Here is a 16,739-nt window from a genome sequence, read left to right on the forward strand (position 1 = left end):
CTTATTTGCGACGATGTTTGGCAGTCGCTGCTAAATTTTCCTGCATAAACTCAAAACATTCAGGCTCATCACCTTTGGCTGCTTCACGCAATAAAATAGAAGTTGGATGCAGCAGTTTTTGGGTTAAACGATAGGAAAATTCCTGCAGAACCTGTGCAGCATCTTCACCTTTGGCAATACGCGCCATCGCCAAATTTAATTCTTCCTGACGCAAGCTTTCGCCATGTTCACGGTAAGCATGAATGGTCGCACCTGCTTGCTGAACTTTTTGATGGGTCACCAACTCAGTCACAAGCTGATTGACCATTAGCTCTGCTTCCACAGCCGCCTGACGACGCTGCGCCAAGTTTTCATCAATCACGCTTTGCAGGTCATCGACCCCGTACAAATACACGCCATCCAAATTTTCAATTTTAGGATCAATATCACGTGGTACGGCCAAATCGACCAACAACATTTGCTGATAGCGACGTTTCTTTAACGCTGCTTTTACTTCAGGATAAGCAATCACCTGATGCAAACTACCCGTACAGCTTGAAATTACATCAGCGCGGTGTAAATTGGCCGCTAACTGATCAAATTCAATAATTTCAACTTCAACCCGATGCGCAATTTCTTGTGCCAAAGCTTCGGCACGAGCGCGGGTACGGTTACAAATTAAAATTTTAGCGACGCCCATCTCGGCCAAATGCTTCGCCACAAGGCTATTCATTTCGCCTGCAGCCACCACCATCACTGTTAGTTTTTCAGGATGGCTAAATACTTGTAACGCCAGTTGCGCTACCGCATAACCCATCGACACAGCATGGCTGCCTACGGCAGTTTCTGAACGTACCCGTTTGGCAGCATAAAACGCATATTCAAAAATTCGGTTGAGTTGTTGCGAAACCGTATGTGAGTCTTTGGCTAAAGACAGCGCAGTTTTGACCTGACCTAAAATTTGCGGCTCACCCAACATGAGTGAATCTAGCCCACTGGCTACGCGCATTAAATGCGACACCGCCTGTGCATTTTCATAACGATAAACATGACGACTCAATTGCTTCGCATCAATACCATTGACGTGTGCAAGCCAATCCAACACCTGTTCTGGATGTTCAGACATGGCGTAGACTTCGGTACGGTTGCAGGTAGACACCACCACCAAATCATTCAGTTCGGGATGTTGGCTTTGCTCAGCAAGTAAGGCACTTAACTTTTCTGGGTTAAATGCAATTTGCTCGCGCAACTCTACAGAGGCGGTTTGATGGTTGACACCCAATGCAAAGAAAGACATATCAGATCATCATTTCGCTAAATTTATGCTATTGTGCAATAACGGTGTCATAAAAAGCATTACTTGGATCAAGAAAAATTGCGTCAAACAAATAGCCGACCATACGGCGCGACAATTAAGCAATATTCTACCACATTCTTACTGGTCGGTAGCATGGCTTCAGTTGCTCATCTTAGAGCATCTGAAGAAATTTATCATGCAAATTCAAATTATAATGCGGTAAAACAAACCATGGTGGCAGAATTTGCCTTGGCTTATGGCGATATTCCAACTGCATTACACAACTACACGGTCTTGGCAATTAAGAACAATTCGACTTCCATTAAACAACGCGCCCTGAATATTGCCATTGAACAAAATGACCTACGTGCCGCATTAGATATTGCAACACATTGGGTGGTACAAGAACCATCCGATGTCCCTGCACTGTTTTATTTGGCGCACATTGCACTCAAAGCGCATGAATATGACTTGGCTGCAGAAACCTTAGATAAAATTCTAAATATTGATGCCACGGCTGACTTAGAACAAATTTTGGCGGGAATTTCCCCTGAATCTGTAGAAGACCGTGAATTTCTGATTCAAGCCCTGCGCACCAGCAAAGCCAAAGACAATCCATCTATTTTGGTATTGATTGCAGGTTTAAAAGCGCAAAATGGACAATATCAAGCCGCGCTCGACACCATTAACAGAGCGTTGCGCAAACGCCCGAAAGTCACTGGCTATATTTTAATGAAAGCCAATTTGTTGAGCGTACTTGGCAATGAAGAAGAAACGGCAGCTTGGTATGCAAAATCCAGCCGTAAACACAAAAATAATTTTGAAGTCCGTTTAGCCGAAGCCAAATATTTGGTCAAAAAAAATGAAGCAACTTTGGCGCTAACAAAGCTAGAAGCTATTTTAAAAAAATGGCCTACGGAAGATGAAGCCTTATTTATTGCAGGTTTGACCAGTATTGACTTGAAACAATACGAAAAAGCCGAAAAATATTTAGTAGAGTTGCGCTATTCAGCCCAATATCAAAACGAAGCCTATTTCTATTTGGCAGTCAATGCCGAACGTAAACAGCACTTTGAAACAGCCAAAGCCTATTATCGTTTGGTAGATGGTAGCCTTTATACGGTTTCACGTCGCAACATGATCAGTATTTTTGCCCAGCAAGATAAACTGAACGATGCCCTGCGCTTTTTAACGCAGGAACGGGTCAACTATCCGCAGCATGCCAGTTTTTTATATCAGGCACAGGCCGATATTTTAAAACGCATGGACAATAAAAAAGCAGCTCTGCGTTTGTTAGATGAAGCCATCAAAAACCTGCCCGATGATCCTGACCTGATCTATTCAGAAGTCTTACTGCTCGATGCACATCAGGAAAAAGACAAACTGGATCAACTGCTCACCAAGTTACTGGAAATTGAGCCGAACAGCCCAACCTATTTAAATGCCTACGCCTATACCCTTGCACTGCAAAATCGCCGTTTGGATGAAGCACGTCGCTATGTAGAACAAGCACTTGTGTTTGCACCTGAACAGGCCTCTATTTTAGATACTTTAGGTTATGTCAGCTATTTGCAAAATGACTACACCGCTTCGGCACAAGCTTTAGAAAAAGCTTACGCCCTGAGTCATAGTGCCGCGATTGGCTCACGTTATGCAAAATCGTTGTATATGCAAGGCGATATTCAAAAATTCAGCCAAGTGTTACAACAATTACAACAAAATCATCCGAATGATCCGCAATTGCAACAATTAAATTCGCTATTGTTACCGCAGCCAGTTAAAAAGAGTTAAAAGATTCATGCGTTTATTTTCAAAATTAGGATTAACCCTTTTTGCCACCAGTAGCCTTGTACTGACAGGTTGTCAGCCTTTCGTACAAAAACCAGCCAACATTTCACAGCAAGTTGAAGCCGAAAATCAATTTAACCTACAAGGCAAAATTGGTGTGCGCACTCCGCAGCAATCTGGCAGTGCCTTTTTTACTTGGGTACAGCAGCAACAGCAGTTTGATATTGAACTGAGCGGCATTTTGGGCGTTGGTAAAACGCAAATTAGCGGACAACCAGGACAAGTCACCCTCAACAGTGCCAAAACAGGGATAATTTATGCCGAAAGTCCTGAAGAACTGTTAGAACAAGCCACAGGTTGGCAAGCGCCCATCACCCACTTGGTCGATTGGGTACAAGCCCGACCTGCAACGGTCAATGCCCAAATTCAAAAAGACCCCCAACAGCGCCCGACTCAATTTATTGAAGATGGTTGGACGGTCGATTTGAGCTATAACGACAGTGCCAGTTTGCCAAACCGTCTGATTTTGAAACAAGCACTTGAATCAGGGCAAGAAAACCATATTACAATGCTCATCCAAAATCGTTAATCACTTGCCAAGTTTCGCCATGATTCGTGTACCCTCACCTGCCAAATTAAATCTGTTTTTGCACATTACTGGGCGTCGTGACAACGGCTACCATGAATTGCAGACTATTTTTCAACTGATTGATTTATACGACTGGCTAGAATTTGAAGTCAATGATACTCAAAGCATTCAAATTCAGGGTTTAAACAGTGTCAATTTAGAGCAAAACCTGATTTACAAAGCCACGCAAATTTTAAAACCCTACGCGAAACAAGCCACAGGTTTAAATATTAAAATTGAGAAGCACATCCCTATGGGTGCAGGGCTTGGCGGAGGTTCATCCAATGCCGCAACCACCTTAATTGTAGTCAATCAACTTTGGCAATGTGGCTTGGATACTCAAAAACTAGCTGAACTTGGTTTACAGCTCGGAGCAGATGTACCGATCTTTGTGCATGGTCGTAATGCATGGGCAGAAGGCATTGGTGAACAGTTAACATTCATAGACTTAGCCCCAAAACAATATATTGTGTTAAAACCTGACTGTTTTATCAGCACTCAACTACTTTTTTCACAAAAAACATTGACAAGAAACACGAAGCCCACTAAATTCTGCGGCTATCAGATAAAGCCATCTGACTTTGGAAATAATTTTGAGCCTGTGGCACGAAATTTATACCCCGAAGTTGATGAAGCAATGCGTTATTTAGACCAATTTGGTCAAGCAAAGCTTACAGGTACAGGTGCTTGTGTCTTTACTGAAGTGACTGCAGAAATGAATGTAGACGACATTTTGGCACACTCACCATGTACTGCGTACGTTGTGAACAGCTTAGATGAATCTCCATTACGACATTTCACAGTACAATAGGGGTATCGCCAAGTGGTAAGGCACCGGTTTTTGATATCGGCATCCGTTGGTTCGAATCCAGCTACCCCTGCCATCTCTTTCACCTGTAGATTACTGTATTAGGGGTATCGCCAAGTGGTAAGGCACCGGTTTTTGATATCGGCATCCGTTGGTTCGAATCCAGCTACCCCTGCCATCTTACAGTGATCAAATCTAGGGGTATCGCCAAGTGGTAAGGCACCGGTTTTTGATATCGGCATCCGTTGGTTCGAATCCAGCTACCCCTGCCATTTTCTCGCATTAGACAGAACCCCCAATATTACCGCTATCCTGTTAATTTACCTTGACAGAACGCAGTAAAAATATTAAAGTTCTGCCGCATTAGGGGTATCGCCAAGTGGTAAGGCACCGGTTTTTGATATCGGCATCCGTTGGTTCGAATCCAGCTACCCCTGCCATCTATTCTTACATACACCAACCGCCAAGGGTGCTTCATGCCCAATCTTGTCGTTTTTAGTGGAACCGCGCATCCACAATTCGCTCAAAAAGTCGTAAGCCACTTGCACATTCCTTTAGGTGCTGCATCAGTTTCTACCTTCTCTGATGGTGAGATTGCTGTAGAGATTACCGAGAATGTCCGTGGTAAAGACGTATTTATCGTACAACCTACTTGTGCGCCAACCAATGACAACCTCATGGAAATCTTGGTGATGGCTGACGCGTTGCGTCGTGCAAGTGCAGGTCGTATTACTGCCGTTATTCCTTACTTCGGTTATGCCCGCCAAGACCGTCGTCCTCGTTCTACACGTGTTCCAATTACCGCTAAAGTGGTTGCAGATATGCTCACCACTGTAGGGATTGACCGTGTAGTGATGATTGACTTGCACGCAGACCAAATTCAAGGTTTCTTCGACATCCCTGTAGACAACATTTATGGTACGCCTGCGCTATTGGCTGACCTGCGTCAACAGTCACACGACAATCTCATGGTAGTTTCACCAGACGTTGGTGGTGTGGTTCGTGCGCGCGCTGTTGCAAAACAAATGGGTGATATCGATCTTGCAATTATCGATAAACGTCGTCAAAAAGCGAATGAATCACAAGTGATGCATTTGATTGGTGATGTAAAAGATCGTGACTGTGTCATTGTAGATGACATGGTGGATACTGCAGGTACATTATGCAAAGCTGCCGATGCACTTAAAACTTTTGGTGCTCGCCGCGTTGTTGCTTATGCTACCCACCCTGTACTTTCAGGCAAAGCGATTGAAAACCTGAAAAATTCTGTGATTGATGAACTGGTTGTTACAGACACCATTCCTCTTTCAGAAGAAGCTCAAGCACTTGGTAAAATTCGCCAAGTATCTGTAGCAAGTATGGTTGCAGAAACAATTCGCCGTATTAACAACGAAGAATCTATTAGCGCAATGTTCGATTCTTATCTATAATAGAGCGCTAAATTTTCAAAGCCCTGCCACTTGGCAGGGTTTTCTATCACTAGATTGGTCGCAGATCTAGTTTATTTAAACTCAAAATAAGGATGTCTATCATGGCAAACTTCGTATTAAACGCTCAAGCGCGTGAAGCAGCTAACCAAGGGAAAGGTGCGAGCCGCCGCCTTCGTCACGCTGCATTAGTTCCAGCTATCATTTATGGTGGCGACGCTGAGCCTGTAACAATCACTTTAGAACTTCGTGAGCTTGTAAAAGCTTTAGAAAGCAATGCTTTCTTTGAAGAAGTTGTAGAAATCAAAGTAGGCGACAAAGTTGAAAACGTGAAAATCCAAGCGTTACAACGTCACCCTGCTAAAAACACACCTATGCACGCTGACTTCAAACGCGCATAAGTGTTCATGGTATAATTAGTGGCTAATATTTCACTGATTGTTGGTTTGGGCAACCCTGGTAAAGAGTATGCCCAAACCCGCCATAATGCAGGCTTCTGGTTTGTAGAACGCCTTGCAGATCAATATGGCATTACATTAAAAGCCGATCCTAAATTTCACGGGATCAGCGGACGTGGTAATATCGAAGGTCAAGACGTTCGTCTGTTATTACCCACAACCTTTATGAATCGTTCTGGTCAAAGTGTTGTTCCCTTCGCCAAATTCTATCAAATTGCACCTGAAGCAATGCTGATTGCTCATGATGAACTGGATATGAACCCAGGGATCATTCGCCTAAAAACGGGTGGTGGTCATGGTGGACATAATGGTTTACGTGACATCGTGCCGCACACAGGTCCAAACTTCCATCGTTTACGCATTGGTATTGGGCATCCAGGTTCAAAAGAACGCGTGTCTGGTCATGTACTGAGCAAAGCACCAAGTAGCGAGCAAACTTTAATGGATGATGCACTTGCACATGCATTAGGTCGTATCAAGTTACTGGTCAATGGCGAAGTACAACAAGCCATGAATCAAATCAATGCCTATAAACCGAACTGATGAATCCACAATTGTTGAACAATCACACTTGCCATGTCGCAATTTTCAGAGCAAAATGCGCTTTCTGCTCGGAACTGACATCCATCAAGCAGTGTTTGAATTCAACCATAAGATAAAATCTTAGGTCCACTAAGGAGACGCTCACCATGCTATCTCGTTTATTAAAATGCAAAATCCACCGTGCTTTTGTAACTCATGCAGAACTTCACTACGAAGGTTCATGTGCAATTGACGGAACACTCATGGATTTGGCTGGCATTCGTGAATATGAAGAAATCCACGTATGGAACGTGACCAATGGTAAGCGCTTCACAACTTATGCAATTCGTGGTGAAGACAACTCAGGCATCATTTCAGTCAATGGTGGTGCTGCACACCAAGCCGATGTAGGCGATATTATTATTATCGCAACCTTTGGTGACTTCACTGAAGCAGAAGCCAATGCACACGAACCACGTTTGGTCTATGCAAACCCAGACAATACCGTGAGCCACACTGCAAACTGTATTCCTGTACAAGTGGCTTAAGCCACTCCTGTACAAAATAAAAAACTCGCAGATTTTGCGAGTTTTTTTTATGGCTCAATAAAGTCATCTACTCTTTACAGACCCCATAGCAAGACTTACAAATTAGTCATCGTGCAAGCTATGCAATAAGCTATGGCTGATACCATCAGCTCTTAAAAATGCAAAATCATAACTTGCAGTTGCAAGTGCCAACACGCGACGCTCAAATTCCTGCCACAGAGGTCGCACTTCTTTGTAGTGAATGCCCAAGCCGCTTTCATCGGTAAAATGTCGATTTTTTTCACAAATTTTCAGTGCGTGATACAGCTTACGCCCTTTTGAAGCATCATCGCGTAAACGCACACGCTTAGAGCGGATAAACCCTTCGACATGACGCAAGTCAGCAAAAGGCAACATAGGCACTAAAATCTGATCAAGCTGTGCATCTAAACGACGCCAAACGGCAGTGTGTTGTTCAGGCGTATAACTGTTCCATTGAATCACTTCATGGTTAAAGCGACGGCAACCTCGACAGACAGCATCACCAAACACCGTAGAACAACGACCTGCACACGGGGTTAAAGTGGCAATTTGACGATCCTTACTCAACACAACACTCCAATATTTAACAACACCTGTTGGCGCATCAACATGAACACAACATTCTTCTTTGAAACGAGTGGCATCATACCCCGTTCTGCTACATTTTTAAAATGTTGTGTCGTGCTTTAAAACCATGTACCGCACTCGGTTTTCTCGCATATTCACACAAAGCAGGTTAGAATATGCGCCTTAAATTTTTGTCTTTCATCTATTGGAGTACTCCATGAACGCTACTGTAGAACAGCTTGCACCTGTAGAACAGCCAGCGACCACGACTTGGGTTGTTGCCGCACTTTATCAATTCAAAGAAGTTGCAGATCCTGCCGATCTTCAACAACGCTTATTAGATTTGGTAAATTCAATCAACCTTTGCGGTACTCTTATTGTGGCAGGTGAAGGCATTAATGGAACTGTAGCGGGTGATCGTGCCGCGATTGATCAAGTTCACCAATTTCTGTTGAATGAAGGCTTTACTACAATGGAATACAAAGAGTCGCACAGCTCTGAAAAGCCATTCCGTAAAATGAAAATCAAGCTGAAAAAAGAAATTGTGACTTTGGGTGTAGAAGTAAAACCACGTGATTTAGTCGGTCACTACCTAGACCCGAAAGAATGGAATGAACTGATTGCCCGTGACGATGTCATTCTGATTGATACCCGTAATGACTATGAATACAAAGCAGGAACGTTTAAGGGCGCAATTGACCCGAAAACTGAAACGTTCCGTGAATTTCCAGAATATGTGAAACAAAACCTAGAACAGCATAAAGATAAAAAAATTGCGATGTTCTGCACAGGCGGGATTCGTTGTGAGAAATCGACCTCGTTATTGTTGCAAGAAGGTTTTACTGAGGTTTATCACTTAAAAGGTGGCGTACTTAAATACTTAGAAGAAACACCAGCAGATGAAAGCTTATGGGAAGGTGAATGTTTCGTATTTGATGGCCGTACTGCGGTGACACATGGTATGCAAGAAGGTCAAAACACCAAATGTCATGCTTGCGGTTGGCCATTACTGCCTGAAGAAGTTGAATTACCAAGCTATGAACACGGTGTATCTTGTGTGTACTGTATTGATAAAACCAGTGAGAAACAAAAAGAAGGTTTCCGTATGCGCCAATCACAAATTGCCGCAGCTAAACGTAAACGTCTGTAATCCGTACAGGCTCATACACATCAACAAGGTCTAACAAAAGCCATGTTGATGTTGTATCGACCACTCTAATCATATTGAAAAAGTCCTCATCCAGTATGGGGATTTTTTATGTCTACATATATGCTTCACGCAAGATTACATAGAACATAAAAATACAACGCTTGTTTACCAAGCATTGCGCAATATCCCCAGATTGGGTGATAGCATTCAATCAAAATAAGCCACAAAATCTGTGGCTATATTGGTGCAGATGTTCAGCACAAACTCAACATCTCCCATAACCCAAAATTCAAGGATCGTTATGTATTCCTAAATTTATATGCCGCAATCAGGAGTGACGCTATGCCTAAAACAACAATTTCAAATTCAATGCACACACTACGTTTTACGCCTGTAAAATCTGTGACTGCTACGCATAGCGCAACAATGCAAGATGGTTTGGAACATGAATCTCATACTTTTATTGTGGCTTTAGGTGCAATTTTAGGCGGTATTATTGCGGCATTTGTTGGCTATCATCTACAAGCGCATTTCTTGAATTACGCCCTGCTCTGTGCCATTCCTATACTTGTGGCATATAGCTTAAGACGTGTATATATCTATACCCTGACCCATGCAGAGCTTGATTAAGTCTAAATTGCGCAAGACTTTACTGTTCGTCCAATACTGCTTAGGATAGAAGCACTTTTCTAAAGCACAACCTGCATGAACTTAACTGAATGGATTATTTCCATTATGGAACAACTGGGCTACCTTGGTATTGCCCTGTTAATGTTTCTGGATAATGTTTTTCCACCCGTTCCTTCTGAAATTATTATGCCCTCTGCAGGCTATTCTGCATCGCAAGGGCAATTACTGCTATTGGGTGTCATCATTGCAGGCTGTATCGGCTCGTTGTTCGCAGCGGCAGTGTTATATTGGGTAGGTTATCGCTGCAAACATGAAAGTATTTACCACTGGGTCAATCGCTACGGTAAATATCTATGGATTAAAGAACAAGACGTCCGAAACTCCCTGCATTGGTTTGAACAATATGGACATCGGATTGTATTTTTTGGGCGCATGATTCCCGCTATTCGTTCTCTCATCAGTATTCCTGCAGGCATGAGCCACATGCCATTTTGGAAATTTATGTTTTATAGTGGTTTAGGCACAATTATTTGGACCACTTTTTTAGCTTGCGTGGGTTATTATTTTGGTGAAAACCAACAATTGATGCAGCAAATTTTCAGTCAGGTCAGCCATGTCATTATAGGCTTGGTGCTCTTAGTCATCGCAATTATTTTATACCGTAGGCATCGCCGTAAAATGCGTGACTAATGCTTGTGTTGCTGCGCAATTGAATCAATTTTTTGGGGAAAATCAGACATGAAACCATATTTATTATTTTTTGCTGCGGTTTACAGTATTACGCTGGTCTTACTCATTACCGTATTGATTTTTGGTCTGAACTTAGGTGGCTTGACCTTGCTCCCTGCATTAATTGCCGCAGCATTCATTAGCGCAGGACATTTTGTCAAAAAAGAACAACGCTTACCGAGCAGTGATGAAAAAATTCAACTGGTTTGGGGCTCAAGTGCGGTGGCAATTATTATTGGTAGCTTCTTTGTGTTTTTCTTGGTGCTGATGAATCCGAATGCAGAAGCCATTTTAAAAGCTGCAGATAAAGCAGGACTAGCACTGGCTGCGGTGGTGATGCTGTGTTTGATTGCGATTCATGGTGCAGTTTTTCATGTTGCCTATGGTTGGTATGCGAACCGTTATTATCAAAAAAAGTACTTATAAGCTTACCTAAAGTACGTATTTCACACTGAACCGCAACATCAAACACTTAAAATCAACATCAGGCTGATATATCACACATAAATTTACGTCTGACATGCGCTGTAACTGAAATGCATTCTGAATAGGCTATAAGCCTACATTGTAGCAGCGTAGATTAAGCCTATTCATAGCGATTTATGAATATAGGAACGCTATAACGCATACAAAGATAAAAAGGTGATTCGAATGTCAGATTTTGAACGCAATGAAAAAATTGACCGTGATGTGGTTAAGAACTTACCAAAAGAAGAACGTGATCGCTTAAATGCCGATCCAATTACAGGAGAACCTGGTGCACACCCTGTCGGTACTGGTTTAGGTGCTGTTGGCGGTGCGGCTACTGGTGCAACAGTAGGTGCGCTGGGTGGTCCAGTAGGTGCTGTGGTCGGTGGTGCTGTAGGCGCTGTAGTGGGTGGTTTGGCAGGTAAAGGTGCAGCAGAAGTTGTGAACCCTACCGAAGAAGAAGCTTACTGGCGTACCAATAGCTTAAATACAACCTACTTTACAGAAACACGCAACCATTATCATGATTTAGATTATGATCGTGACTATCAAAATGCCTATCGCATTGGTTATGAAAACCGCCCACATTATGATACGCACACACGTTTCGAAGATGTTGAGCCCGATCTAAGAAGCAAATGGGGGCAAATTAAAGGCAGTTCACGCTTAACGTGGGAACAAGCTAAATTTGCTGTCAAAGATGCTTGGGATCGTGCGACACGCTAATTGGTAACATGATCATTGAAGCGCCATAATAAAAAACGCACTGCGATTTGCGCAGTGCGTTTTTTTTATGAGGATTACATATTACACAATATGTAAACCAAGCCATTAATCAGGCGTGTGGTACATCAAATATAATTCATTCAGGTTTTCAGGAATTTCTTCTGCAATTTCGTCCATTAACTGACCATTGCGACGGAAAGATTCCATTTGTGGATTTTCTTCATCAATGCCGCTAAACACCATCATTGGCAAAGTTAAATCAACCAATTGCTCTTCAAATTCAGGCGTAAACCATGCTTCTTCGTTTAAGAACATCGCATCGACAAAGCCAACGCTCCAATCACCCAAACTTGAATCAACTTCTGCTTCTTCAATTTCAAATGGAAACTCAATGCCTTCTTCATTGGCTAAACTTTGGCGAATGCTTTCTAACCAAGCCTGAATTTGCGCAATAATTTCAGCAGGCACTTTCTTTTGGTTGCCTTCAAACAATTCATTTAACCATGGGTCAAATTGAGGTCCAACTGCAATGGCACACAAGAAACCATGCGTTGCAGCGAAGTCTAGACCATACTCGTTTTGGTCACCATCTAGATATTCACTTAACAGGTCTAAATCTAAAGCAGTCATTTCAAATCCATCGGTGTCAATTTAGGGGTGTAGCATAGCATTTTCAATGCCAGATACAGTACCTGATTTTAGTCATCTTCATCGTCAAAATCGTCGTCATCGTCAAAATCATAATCAAAATCTTTGAGCTCACGTTCCAAACGACGTTGTGCGAGTAAATCATCAATCAAACGGCGCTTTTCTAAAGATTCTTTCGCGCTTATTTTGTTTGATGCCTCATCGAAATTAACATCATCATCACCGTAGTTATCATCTAGTTCAAAATCTGTAGAAGACACTAAAACTACCTCAGAATGAAAAAATGTGAAGGGTCTAGCCGCTATTTATCTGCCTTTATAAATATTGTCAAGTTTTATTTATTTTTTTCAAAAAACTGCAACATAGACAGCTTGCAACATTGCGGCAAATTTGTGTATTTATGAACAAGTTAGTATCATTATTTGAGATTCGCCCCAATCATAAAAATATTTTGCGGGCAAAAAGGAAATTGACTTGAAAAACAGTAATGAAGCCCCATATTCCTATCACATTCTTCATTCAAACATCATTTTAAAATCATGCTTGATTGATCAATTCACCCCCTATTTAAAGCGAATTGTGCTATCATGCACGGTTTTTCACTGCCACAGATTCAACGAAGAGTAAGCAAAGATGAGCGATATGAATTCCCCTACTTCGCAAGTAGCGGCTCTGATTAGCCGAGGCAAAGAGCAAGGTTACCTAACTTACGCTGAGGTTAACGATCATCTCCCGGACTCAATCACAGAAAGCGAGCAGATTGAAGACATTATTCAAATGCTTCAAGACGTCGGTATTCCTGTGCATGAACGTGCGCCTGAATCTGATGATGCAATGTTCGAGGATAATGCGGAAGCTGCCGACGAAGTTGCTGAAGAAGAAGCTGCAGCGGTACTTGCCTCTGTAGAAAATGAGCCTGGTCGCACCACAGACCCTGTGCGTATGTATATGCGTGAAATGGGTACGGTTGAGCTGTTAACGCGTGAAGGTGAAATTAGCATTGCGAAACGTATTGAAGAAGGGATTCGCGATGTACTTCACTCGATTGCCTACTGGCCAAACGCAGTGCAAGTGGTACTGCAAGAATATAAAGATTATGAAGCAGGCGAACGTCGCCTTGCCGATATTTTATCAGGTTATTTAGACCCTGAAACCGATGAAGAAATTCCAGAAGTTTTAGAAGACGAAGCCGATTTAGACAAAGAAGAAGACACCAGCAACAAACCAACCAAAGACGTCAAACTTGATGATGACGATGAGGAAGAAGAAGCTGAAGCCGAAGAAGAATCTGAAGCAGATTCAGGTCCAGACCCAGAAATTGCAAGAATGCGTTTTGGTGAATTGGAACAGGCTTATCTTGCAAAAATTGCTGCCATTGAAAAACATGGTCGTGAAAGTGCCGAAGCTCAAGAGGCTTTAGAAGCTTTAGCGACTGTATTCATGATGTTTAAATTTACGCCACGTTTATTCGATATTATTTCGGAAATGATTCGTGGTACACATGAACAAATTCGTACTGCTGAACGTGAAGTGATGCGTTATGCGGTGCGTCGTGGTCGTATGGATCGTACTCAATTCCGTACCTCATTCCCAGGTCAGGAATCTAACTTTGCTTGGTTAGACGAGCACATTGCCAAAGCACCTGCCGACCAAAAAGGCTATTTGGAAAAAGTACGTCCAGATATTTTGGCGTTCCAACAAAAAATTGCCGACATTGAAAAAGAGTTAGGCTTAGATGTTAAAGGCATCAAAGAAATTTCTAAGCGTATGGCAGTAGGCGAAGCCAAAGCCCGTCGTGCGAAGAAAGAAATGGTTGAAGCCAACTTGCGTCTGGTTATTTCGATTGCAAAAAAATACACCAACCGTGGTTTACAATTCCTAGACTTGATTCAGGAAGGTAACATCGGCTTGATGAAAGCGGTAGACAAGTTCGAATACCGTCGTGGTTATAAGTTCTCGACTTATGCAACATGGTGGATTCGTCAGGCGATTACCCGTTCTATTGCCGACCAAGCGCGTACCATTCGTATTCCAGTACACATGATCGAAACCATTAACAAGATCAACCGTGTATCGCGTCAATTGCTTCAGGAAATGGGTCGTGAACCGACTCCAGAAGAATTAGGCGAACGCTTGGAAATGGATGAAGTTAAAGTTCGTAAAGTTCTGAAAATTGCCAAAGAGCCGATTTCTATGGAAACGCCAATTGGTGATGATGAAGATTCACATTTGGGTGACTTCATTGAGGACAGCAACATCACCTCACCTGTTGATGCGGCAACCTCTGAAGGCTTAAAAGAAGCGACCCGTGAAGTGCTTGAAAACTTGACTGAACGTGAAGCCAAAGTTCTGAAAATGCGTTTTGGTATTGATATGCCAACCGATCATACTTTGGAAGAAGTTGGGAAGCAGTTTGATGTGACCCGTGAACGTATCCGTCAGATTGAAGCCAAAGCCTTACGTAAACTTCGTCACCCTTCTCGTTCTGAACACTTACGCTCGTTCTTGGAAAATGACTAAGATTGCTGCATAAATGAGCTATTGAAATTTTTAAATTCAGCCTCATTTATTCAACAAGACAAAAAACGCCTGCCCTATGCAGGCGTTTGATATAGAGATAGAGACACACGCTTATGACGTTATTCAACCGTACCCCATCTCGTGAACTACAAGAGCATCTTTGGGTGTTTCCAATGGATTACCCAATTAAACTCATTGGTGACGCGGGTGATGAACTGCGTATTGCTGTGGTTGAAATTTTAGTGAAGCACTTCCCTGAGTTTGATGCACAAAGCATCAGCATTACCCCATCACGCACAGGCAAGTATCATTCAATTACAGCACAATTGCGTTTTGAAGAATTGGAACAAGTGCATGCCATTTATGCAGATTTGGCAGCTTGCCCACTGATTAAAACTGCATTGTAATTTTGTAGATTGATTTTCAAATAACACGCTTTCGGGCGTGTTTTTTGTTTCTGTACCGACAAAATCTTATTCAATCCACAAATCCCCTACTACCGCCACATTTTCGTATAATAAAATCAATTTCTTGCTTTTATGGATAGGACTGCATCACTGTGGATACTGCACAACGGCCAAACCTGATTATTCGTCAATATCATGACCTGACTGACTATCAAGCACGCTTTCAGGAAATGAAAGAGTGGACTGAACAACGTGATGCAGACAGCCCTGACCAACTCTGGATTTTGCAACATCCGAATGTACTGACCCAAGGGCAAGCAGGCAAAGCCGAACATATTTTAATGGCGACAGATATTCCTGTGGTACAGACTGATCGTGGTGGTCAAGTCACATGGCATGGCCCAGGCCAATTGGTCGCCTACTTCATGTTTGACCTGAACCGTTTAGGCTGGAATGTCCGTACTTTGGTATCTTATGCTGAAAACTTGATGATTGAGCTGCTTAAAAAATACGGTATTGAAGCCTATGCCAAAGCAGATGCACCAGGGGTATATGTCAATGAACGAAAAATTGGCTCACTCGGTTTTAAAATTCGTAAAGGCCGTAGTTATCACGGTTTAGCCCTCAATATTGATTGTGACTTGACTGGTTTTCAAAGTATCAACCCTTGCGGCTATGCAGGTTTGGAAATGGTACGTGTGATGGATTTAGTCAATGACTATCCACATTTTGAAAACTTCTGCGCAGATATCATTGAAACTTTACAAAACAGCGGTTACTTTAATGACGTTCAAGTCATTCACGTATAAATGGCTTTCTTTTCAATAAGAAATAAAATAGAGTATTTACTCTAAATAATGATTTATAACACAGGGATTCAGCGCGTGATTTCAACTAAATCTGTGAAACCCGCTTTGCAACTGGCCTATGTCAAACTCATGATGGATGTGATTGGCAGAGGTTTAGTCATGGCAAGTCAGGTCGATGAAGAAATTAAACAGGAAGTTGCAAAATTCCCCAGCAACTTTGTGTTGTCTATGAAAGTTTTTCCGAATGGTCCAGCCTTTGTTGCCAAAGTCACTGCAGATCATCAATTAGAACTGTTACAGAATACGGCACAAAAACCCGATTTAACCATTACCTTCAAACACTTAAATCATGCATTTTTAGTGTTTTCATTTCAGGAAAGTACCGCACAGGCCTTTGCGCATGACCGCATGATTGCTGATGGTGATGTGTCTTATGCAATTCGCTTGGTACGTTGCCTGAATAAAATGGAAGCACTGATCTTGCCTAAATTACTGGCAGAACTGGCGGTAAAACAATATCCGACTGAACTCAGCTTAAAAGAAAAACTATCAGGTGCAGCCAATATCTATCTAAAAGTTGCCCAATCTTATTTCAAACGGAGTGCATAA

General features: G+C 42.4%; 20 protein-coding genes and 4 tRNA genes. 20 read left to right on the forward strand and 4 right to left on the reverse strand.

The window, feature by feature from the left end; translation table 11 throughout:
- Window position 1: 1 nt before the first annotated feature.
- Complete coding sequence (hemA, locus tag E0H79_RS01805; protein WP_131260679.1) at window positions 2–1,276, reverse strand: glutamyl-tRNA reductase; 1,275 nt, start codon at window positions 1,274–1,276, stop codon at window positions 2–4.
- Between the two features lie 78 nt (window positions 1,277–1,354).
- On the opposite strand from hemA, the gene E0H79_RS01810 reads away from it, so the two are divergent.
- The 11 genes from E0H79_RS01810 (at window position 1,355) to panD (ending at window position 7,455) form a co-directional block, all read left to right on the forward strand.
- Window positions 1,355–3,067, forward strand: coding sequence for a tetratricopeptide repeat protein (locus E0H79_RS01810; RefSeq protein ID WP_131260680.1), 1,713 nt, complete (start codon window positions 1,355–1,357; stop codon window positions 3,065–3,067).
- 7 nt (window positions 3,068–3,074) lie between these two features.
- Window positions 3,075–3,653 (forward strand): lipoprotein insertase outer membrane protein LolB, encoded by a 579-nt coding sequence (gene lolB, locus E0H79_RS01815; protein ID WP_131260681.1) that lies wholly within the window; start codon window positions 3,075–3,077, stop codon window positions 3,651–3,653.
- Window positions 3,654–3,672: 19 nt separating this feature from the next.
- Entirely contained in the window at window positions 3,673–4,503 is an 831-nt protein-coding gene (ispE, locus tag E0H79_RS01820) for a 4-(cytidine 5'-diphospho)-2-C-methyl-D-erythritol kinase (protein ID WP_131260682.1), read from the forward strand.
- Window positions 4,502–4,576: transfer RNA gene (locus tag E0H79_RS01825), tRNA-Gln, on the forward strand. The genes ispE and E0H79_RS01825 overlap by 2 nt, the downstream gene beginning before the upstream one ends.
- A gap of 27 nt (window positions 4,577–4,603) precedes the next feature.
- Window positions 4,604–4,678, forward strand: a tRNA-Gln gene (locus E0H79_RS01830).
- A gap of 19 nt (window positions 4,679–4,697) precedes the next feature.
- Window positions 4,698–4,772: transfer RNA gene (locus tag E0H79_RS01835), tRNA-Gln, on the forward strand.
- A gap of 93 nt (window positions 4,773–4,865) precedes the next feature.
- Window positions 4,866–4,940: transfer RNA gene (locus E0H79_RS01840), tRNA-Gln, on the forward strand.
- Window positions 4,941–4,976: 36 nt separating this feature from the next.
- Window positions 4,977–5,930, forward strand: a complete 954-nt coding sequence (locus E0H79_RS01845; RefSeq protein WP_004972226.1) for a ribose-phosphate pyrophosphokinase — start codon at window positions 4,977–4,979, stop codon at window positions 5,928–5,930.
- A 101-nt stretch (window positions 5,931–6,031) separates the two neighbouring features.
- Window positions 6,032–6,328: a 50S ribosomal protein L25 gene (gene rplY, locus E0H79_RS01850; RefSeq protein ID WP_004972228.1), complete on the forward strand. Its 297-nt coding sequence runs from the start codon at window positions 6,032–6,034 to the stop codon at window positions 6,326–6,328.
- 18 nt (window positions 6,329–6,346) lie between these two features.
- A complete protein-coding gene (gene pth, locus E0H79_RS01855) occupies window positions 6,347–6,928 on the forward strand; it encodes an aminoacyl-tRNA hydrolase (RefSeq protein ID WP_004972230.1) in 582 nt (193 codons plus the stop codon).
- A 146-nt stretch (window positions 6,929–7,074) separates the two neighbouring features.
- A complete protein-coding gene (panD, locus tag E0H79_RS01860) occupies window positions 7,075–7,455 on the forward strand; it encodes an aspartate 1-decarboxylase (protein WP_004972232.1) in 381 nt (126 codons plus the stop codon).
- A 102-nt stretch (window positions 7,456–7,557) separates the two neighbouring features.
- Here the strand turns inward: panD and E0H79_RS01865 are convergent, their stop codons facing one another.
- Window positions 7,558–8,043 (reverse strand): DUF1289 domain-containing protein, encoded by a 486-nt coding sequence (locus E0H79_RS01865; RefSeq protein WP_131260683.1) that lies wholly within the window; start codon window positions 8,041–8,043, stop codon window positions 7,558–7,560.
- Window positions 8,044–8,260: 217 nt separating this feature from the next.
- On the opposite strand from E0H79_RS01865, the gene E0H79_RS01870 reads away from it, so the two are divergent.
- From E0H79_RS01870 to E0H79_RS01890, 5 genes are all read left to right on the forward strand, one after another.
- A complete protein-coding gene (locus tag E0H79_RS01870; RefSeq protein WP_104853141.1) occupies window positions 8,261–9,193 on the forward strand; it encodes a rhodanese-related sulfurtransferase in 933 nt (310 codons plus the stop codon).
- A gap of 342 nt (window positions 9,194–9,535) precedes the next feature.
- Complete coding sequence (locus E0H79_RS01875) at window positions 9,536–9,823, forward strand: hypothetical protein (RefSeq protein WP_096901025.1); 288 nt, start codon at window positions 9,536–9,538, stop codon at window positions 9,821–9,823.
- 75 nt (window positions 9,824–9,898) lie between these two features.
- The gene (locus E0H79_RS01880) at window positions 9,899–10,513 is read left to right on the forward strand and encodes a DedA family protein (RefSeq protein ID WP_004972240.1); all 615 of its coding nucleotides are present in this window, start codon (window positions 9,899–9,901) and stop codon (window positions 10,511–10,513) included.
- Window positions 10,514–10,561: 48 nt separating this feature from the next.
- Window positions 10,562–10,978 (forward strand): ABZJ_00895 family protein, encoded by a 417-nt coding sequence (locus tag E0H79_RS01885; RefSeq protein ID WP_004972241.1) that lies wholly within the window; start codon window positions 10,562–10,564, stop codon window positions 10,976–10,978.
- Between the two features lie 225 nt (window positions 10,979–11,203).
- The gene (locus E0H79_RS01890; protein WP_131260684.1) at window positions 11,204–11,746 is read left to right on the forward strand and encodes a hypothetical protein; all 543 of its coding nucleotides are present in this window, start codon (window positions 11,204–11,206) and stop codon (window positions 11,744–11,746) included.
- Window positions 11,747–11,851: 105 nt separating this feature from the next.
- Here E0H79_RS01890 and E0H79_RS01895 read toward each other — a convergent pair whose 3' ends face one another.
- Window positions 11,852–12,376, reverse strand: coding sequence for a YecA family protein (locus E0H79_RS01895; RefSeq protein WP_131260685.1), 525 nt, complete (start codon window positions 12,374–12,376; stop codon window positions 11,852–11,854).
- Between the two features lie 68 nt (window positions 12,377–12,444).
- Window positions 12,445–12,654 carry a PA3496 family putative envelope integrity protein gene (locus E0H79_RS01900; RefSeq protein ID WP_004972246.1) on the reverse strand — a complete coding sequence of 70 codons (210 nt, stop codon included), beginning with the start codon at window positions 12,652–12,654 and terminating at the stop codon, window positions 12,445–12,447.
- Between the two features lie 373 nt (window positions 12,655–13,027).
- Between E0H79_RS01900 and rpoD the strand changes: the two genes are divergently transcribed.
- The 4 genes from rpoD (at window position 13,028) to E0H79_RS01920 (ending at window position 16,739) form a co-directional block, all read left to right on the forward strand.
- On the forward strand, window positions 13,028–14,914 hold the full coding sequence (rpoD, locus tag E0H79_RS01905; RefSeq protein WP_004972247.1) for an RNA polymerase sigma factor RpoD: 1,887 nt from the start codon (window positions 13,028–13,030) through the stop codon (window positions 14,912–14,914).
- Between the two features lie 113 nt (window positions 14,915–15,027).
- Window positions 15,028–15,321 carry a YbeD family protein gene (locus tag E0H79_RS01910; RefSeq protein WP_019837061.1) on the forward strand — a complete coding sequence of 98 codons (294 nt, stop codon included), beginning with the start codon at window positions 15,028–15,030 and terminating at the stop codon, window positions 15,319–15,321.
- 152 nt (window positions 15,322–15,473) lie between these two features.
- Window positions 15,474–16,130, forward strand: coding sequence for a lipoyl(octanoyl) transferase LipB (lipB, locus tag E0H79_RS01915; RefSeq protein WP_131260686.1), 657 nt, complete (start codon window positions 15,474–15,476; stop codon window positions 16,128–16,130).
- Between the two features lie 75 nt (window positions 16,131–16,205).
- Window positions 16,206–16,739, forward strand: a complete 534-nt coding sequence (locus E0H79_RS01920; protein WP_026438100.1) for a hypothetical protein — start codon at window positions 16,206–16,208, stop codon at window positions 16,737–16,739.

Origin of the sequence: Acinetobacter sp. ANC 5045 (assembly GCF_004331005.1) — a bacterium.
GTDB classification, from domain to species: domain Bacteria; phylum Pseudomonadota; class Gammaproteobacteria; order Pseudomonadales; family Moraxellaceae; genus Acinetobacter; species Acinetobacter towneri.

Coding starts and splice junctions, on each gene's coding strand:
- hemA (WP_131260679.1), bottom strand. CDS start 1,276: ATGTCTTTCTTTGCATTGGGTGTCAACCATCAAACCGCCTCTGTAGAG.
- lolB (WP_131260681.1), top strand. CDS start 3,075: ATGCGTTTATTTTCAAAATTAGGATTAACCCTTTTTGCCACCAGTAGC.
- ispE (WP_131260682.1), top strand. CDS start 3,673: ATGATTCGTGTACCCTCACCTGCCAAATTAAATCTGTTTTTGCACATT.
- E0H79_RS01845 (WP_004972226.1), top strand. CDS start 4,977: ATGCCCAATCTTGTCGTTTTTAGTGGAACCGCGCATCCACAATTCGCT.
- rplY (WP_004972228.1), top strand. CDS start 6,032: ATGGCAAACTTCGTATTAAACGCTCAAGCGCGTGAAGCAGCTAACCAA.
- panD (WP_004972232.1), top strand. CDS start 7,075: ATGCTATCTCGTTTATTAAAATGCAAAATCCACCGTGCTTTTGTAACT.
- E0H79_RS01870 (WP_104853141.1), top strand. CDS start 8,261: ATGAACGCTACTGTAGAACAGCTTGCACCTGTAGAACAGCCAGCGACC.
- E0H79_RS01875 (WP_096901025.1), top strand. CDS start 9,536: ATGCCTAAAACAACAATTTCAAATTCAATGCACACACTACGTTTTACG.
- E0H79_RS01880 (WP_004972240.1), top strand. CDS start 9,899: ATGAACTTAACTGAATGGATTATTTCCATTATGGAACAACTGGGCTAC.
- E0H79_RS01885 (WP_004972241.1), top strand. CDS start 10,562: ATGAAACCATATTTATTATTTTTTGCTGCGGTTTACAGTATTACGCTG.
- E0H79_RS01890 (WP_131260684.1), top strand. CDS start 11,204: ATGTCAGATTTTGAACGCAATGAAAAAATTGACCGTGATGTGGTTAAG.
- E0H79_RS01895 (WP_131260685.1), bottom strand. CDS start 12,376: ATGACTGCTTTAGATTTAGACCTGTTAAGTGAATATCTAGATGGTGAC.
- rpoD (WP_004972247.1), top strand. CDS start 13,028: ATGAGCGATATGAATTCCCCTACTTCGCAAGTAGCGGCTCTGATTAGC.
- E0H79_RS01910 (WP_019837061.1), top strand. CDS start 15,028: ATGACGTTATTCAACCGTACCCCATCTCGTGAACTACAAGAGCATCTT.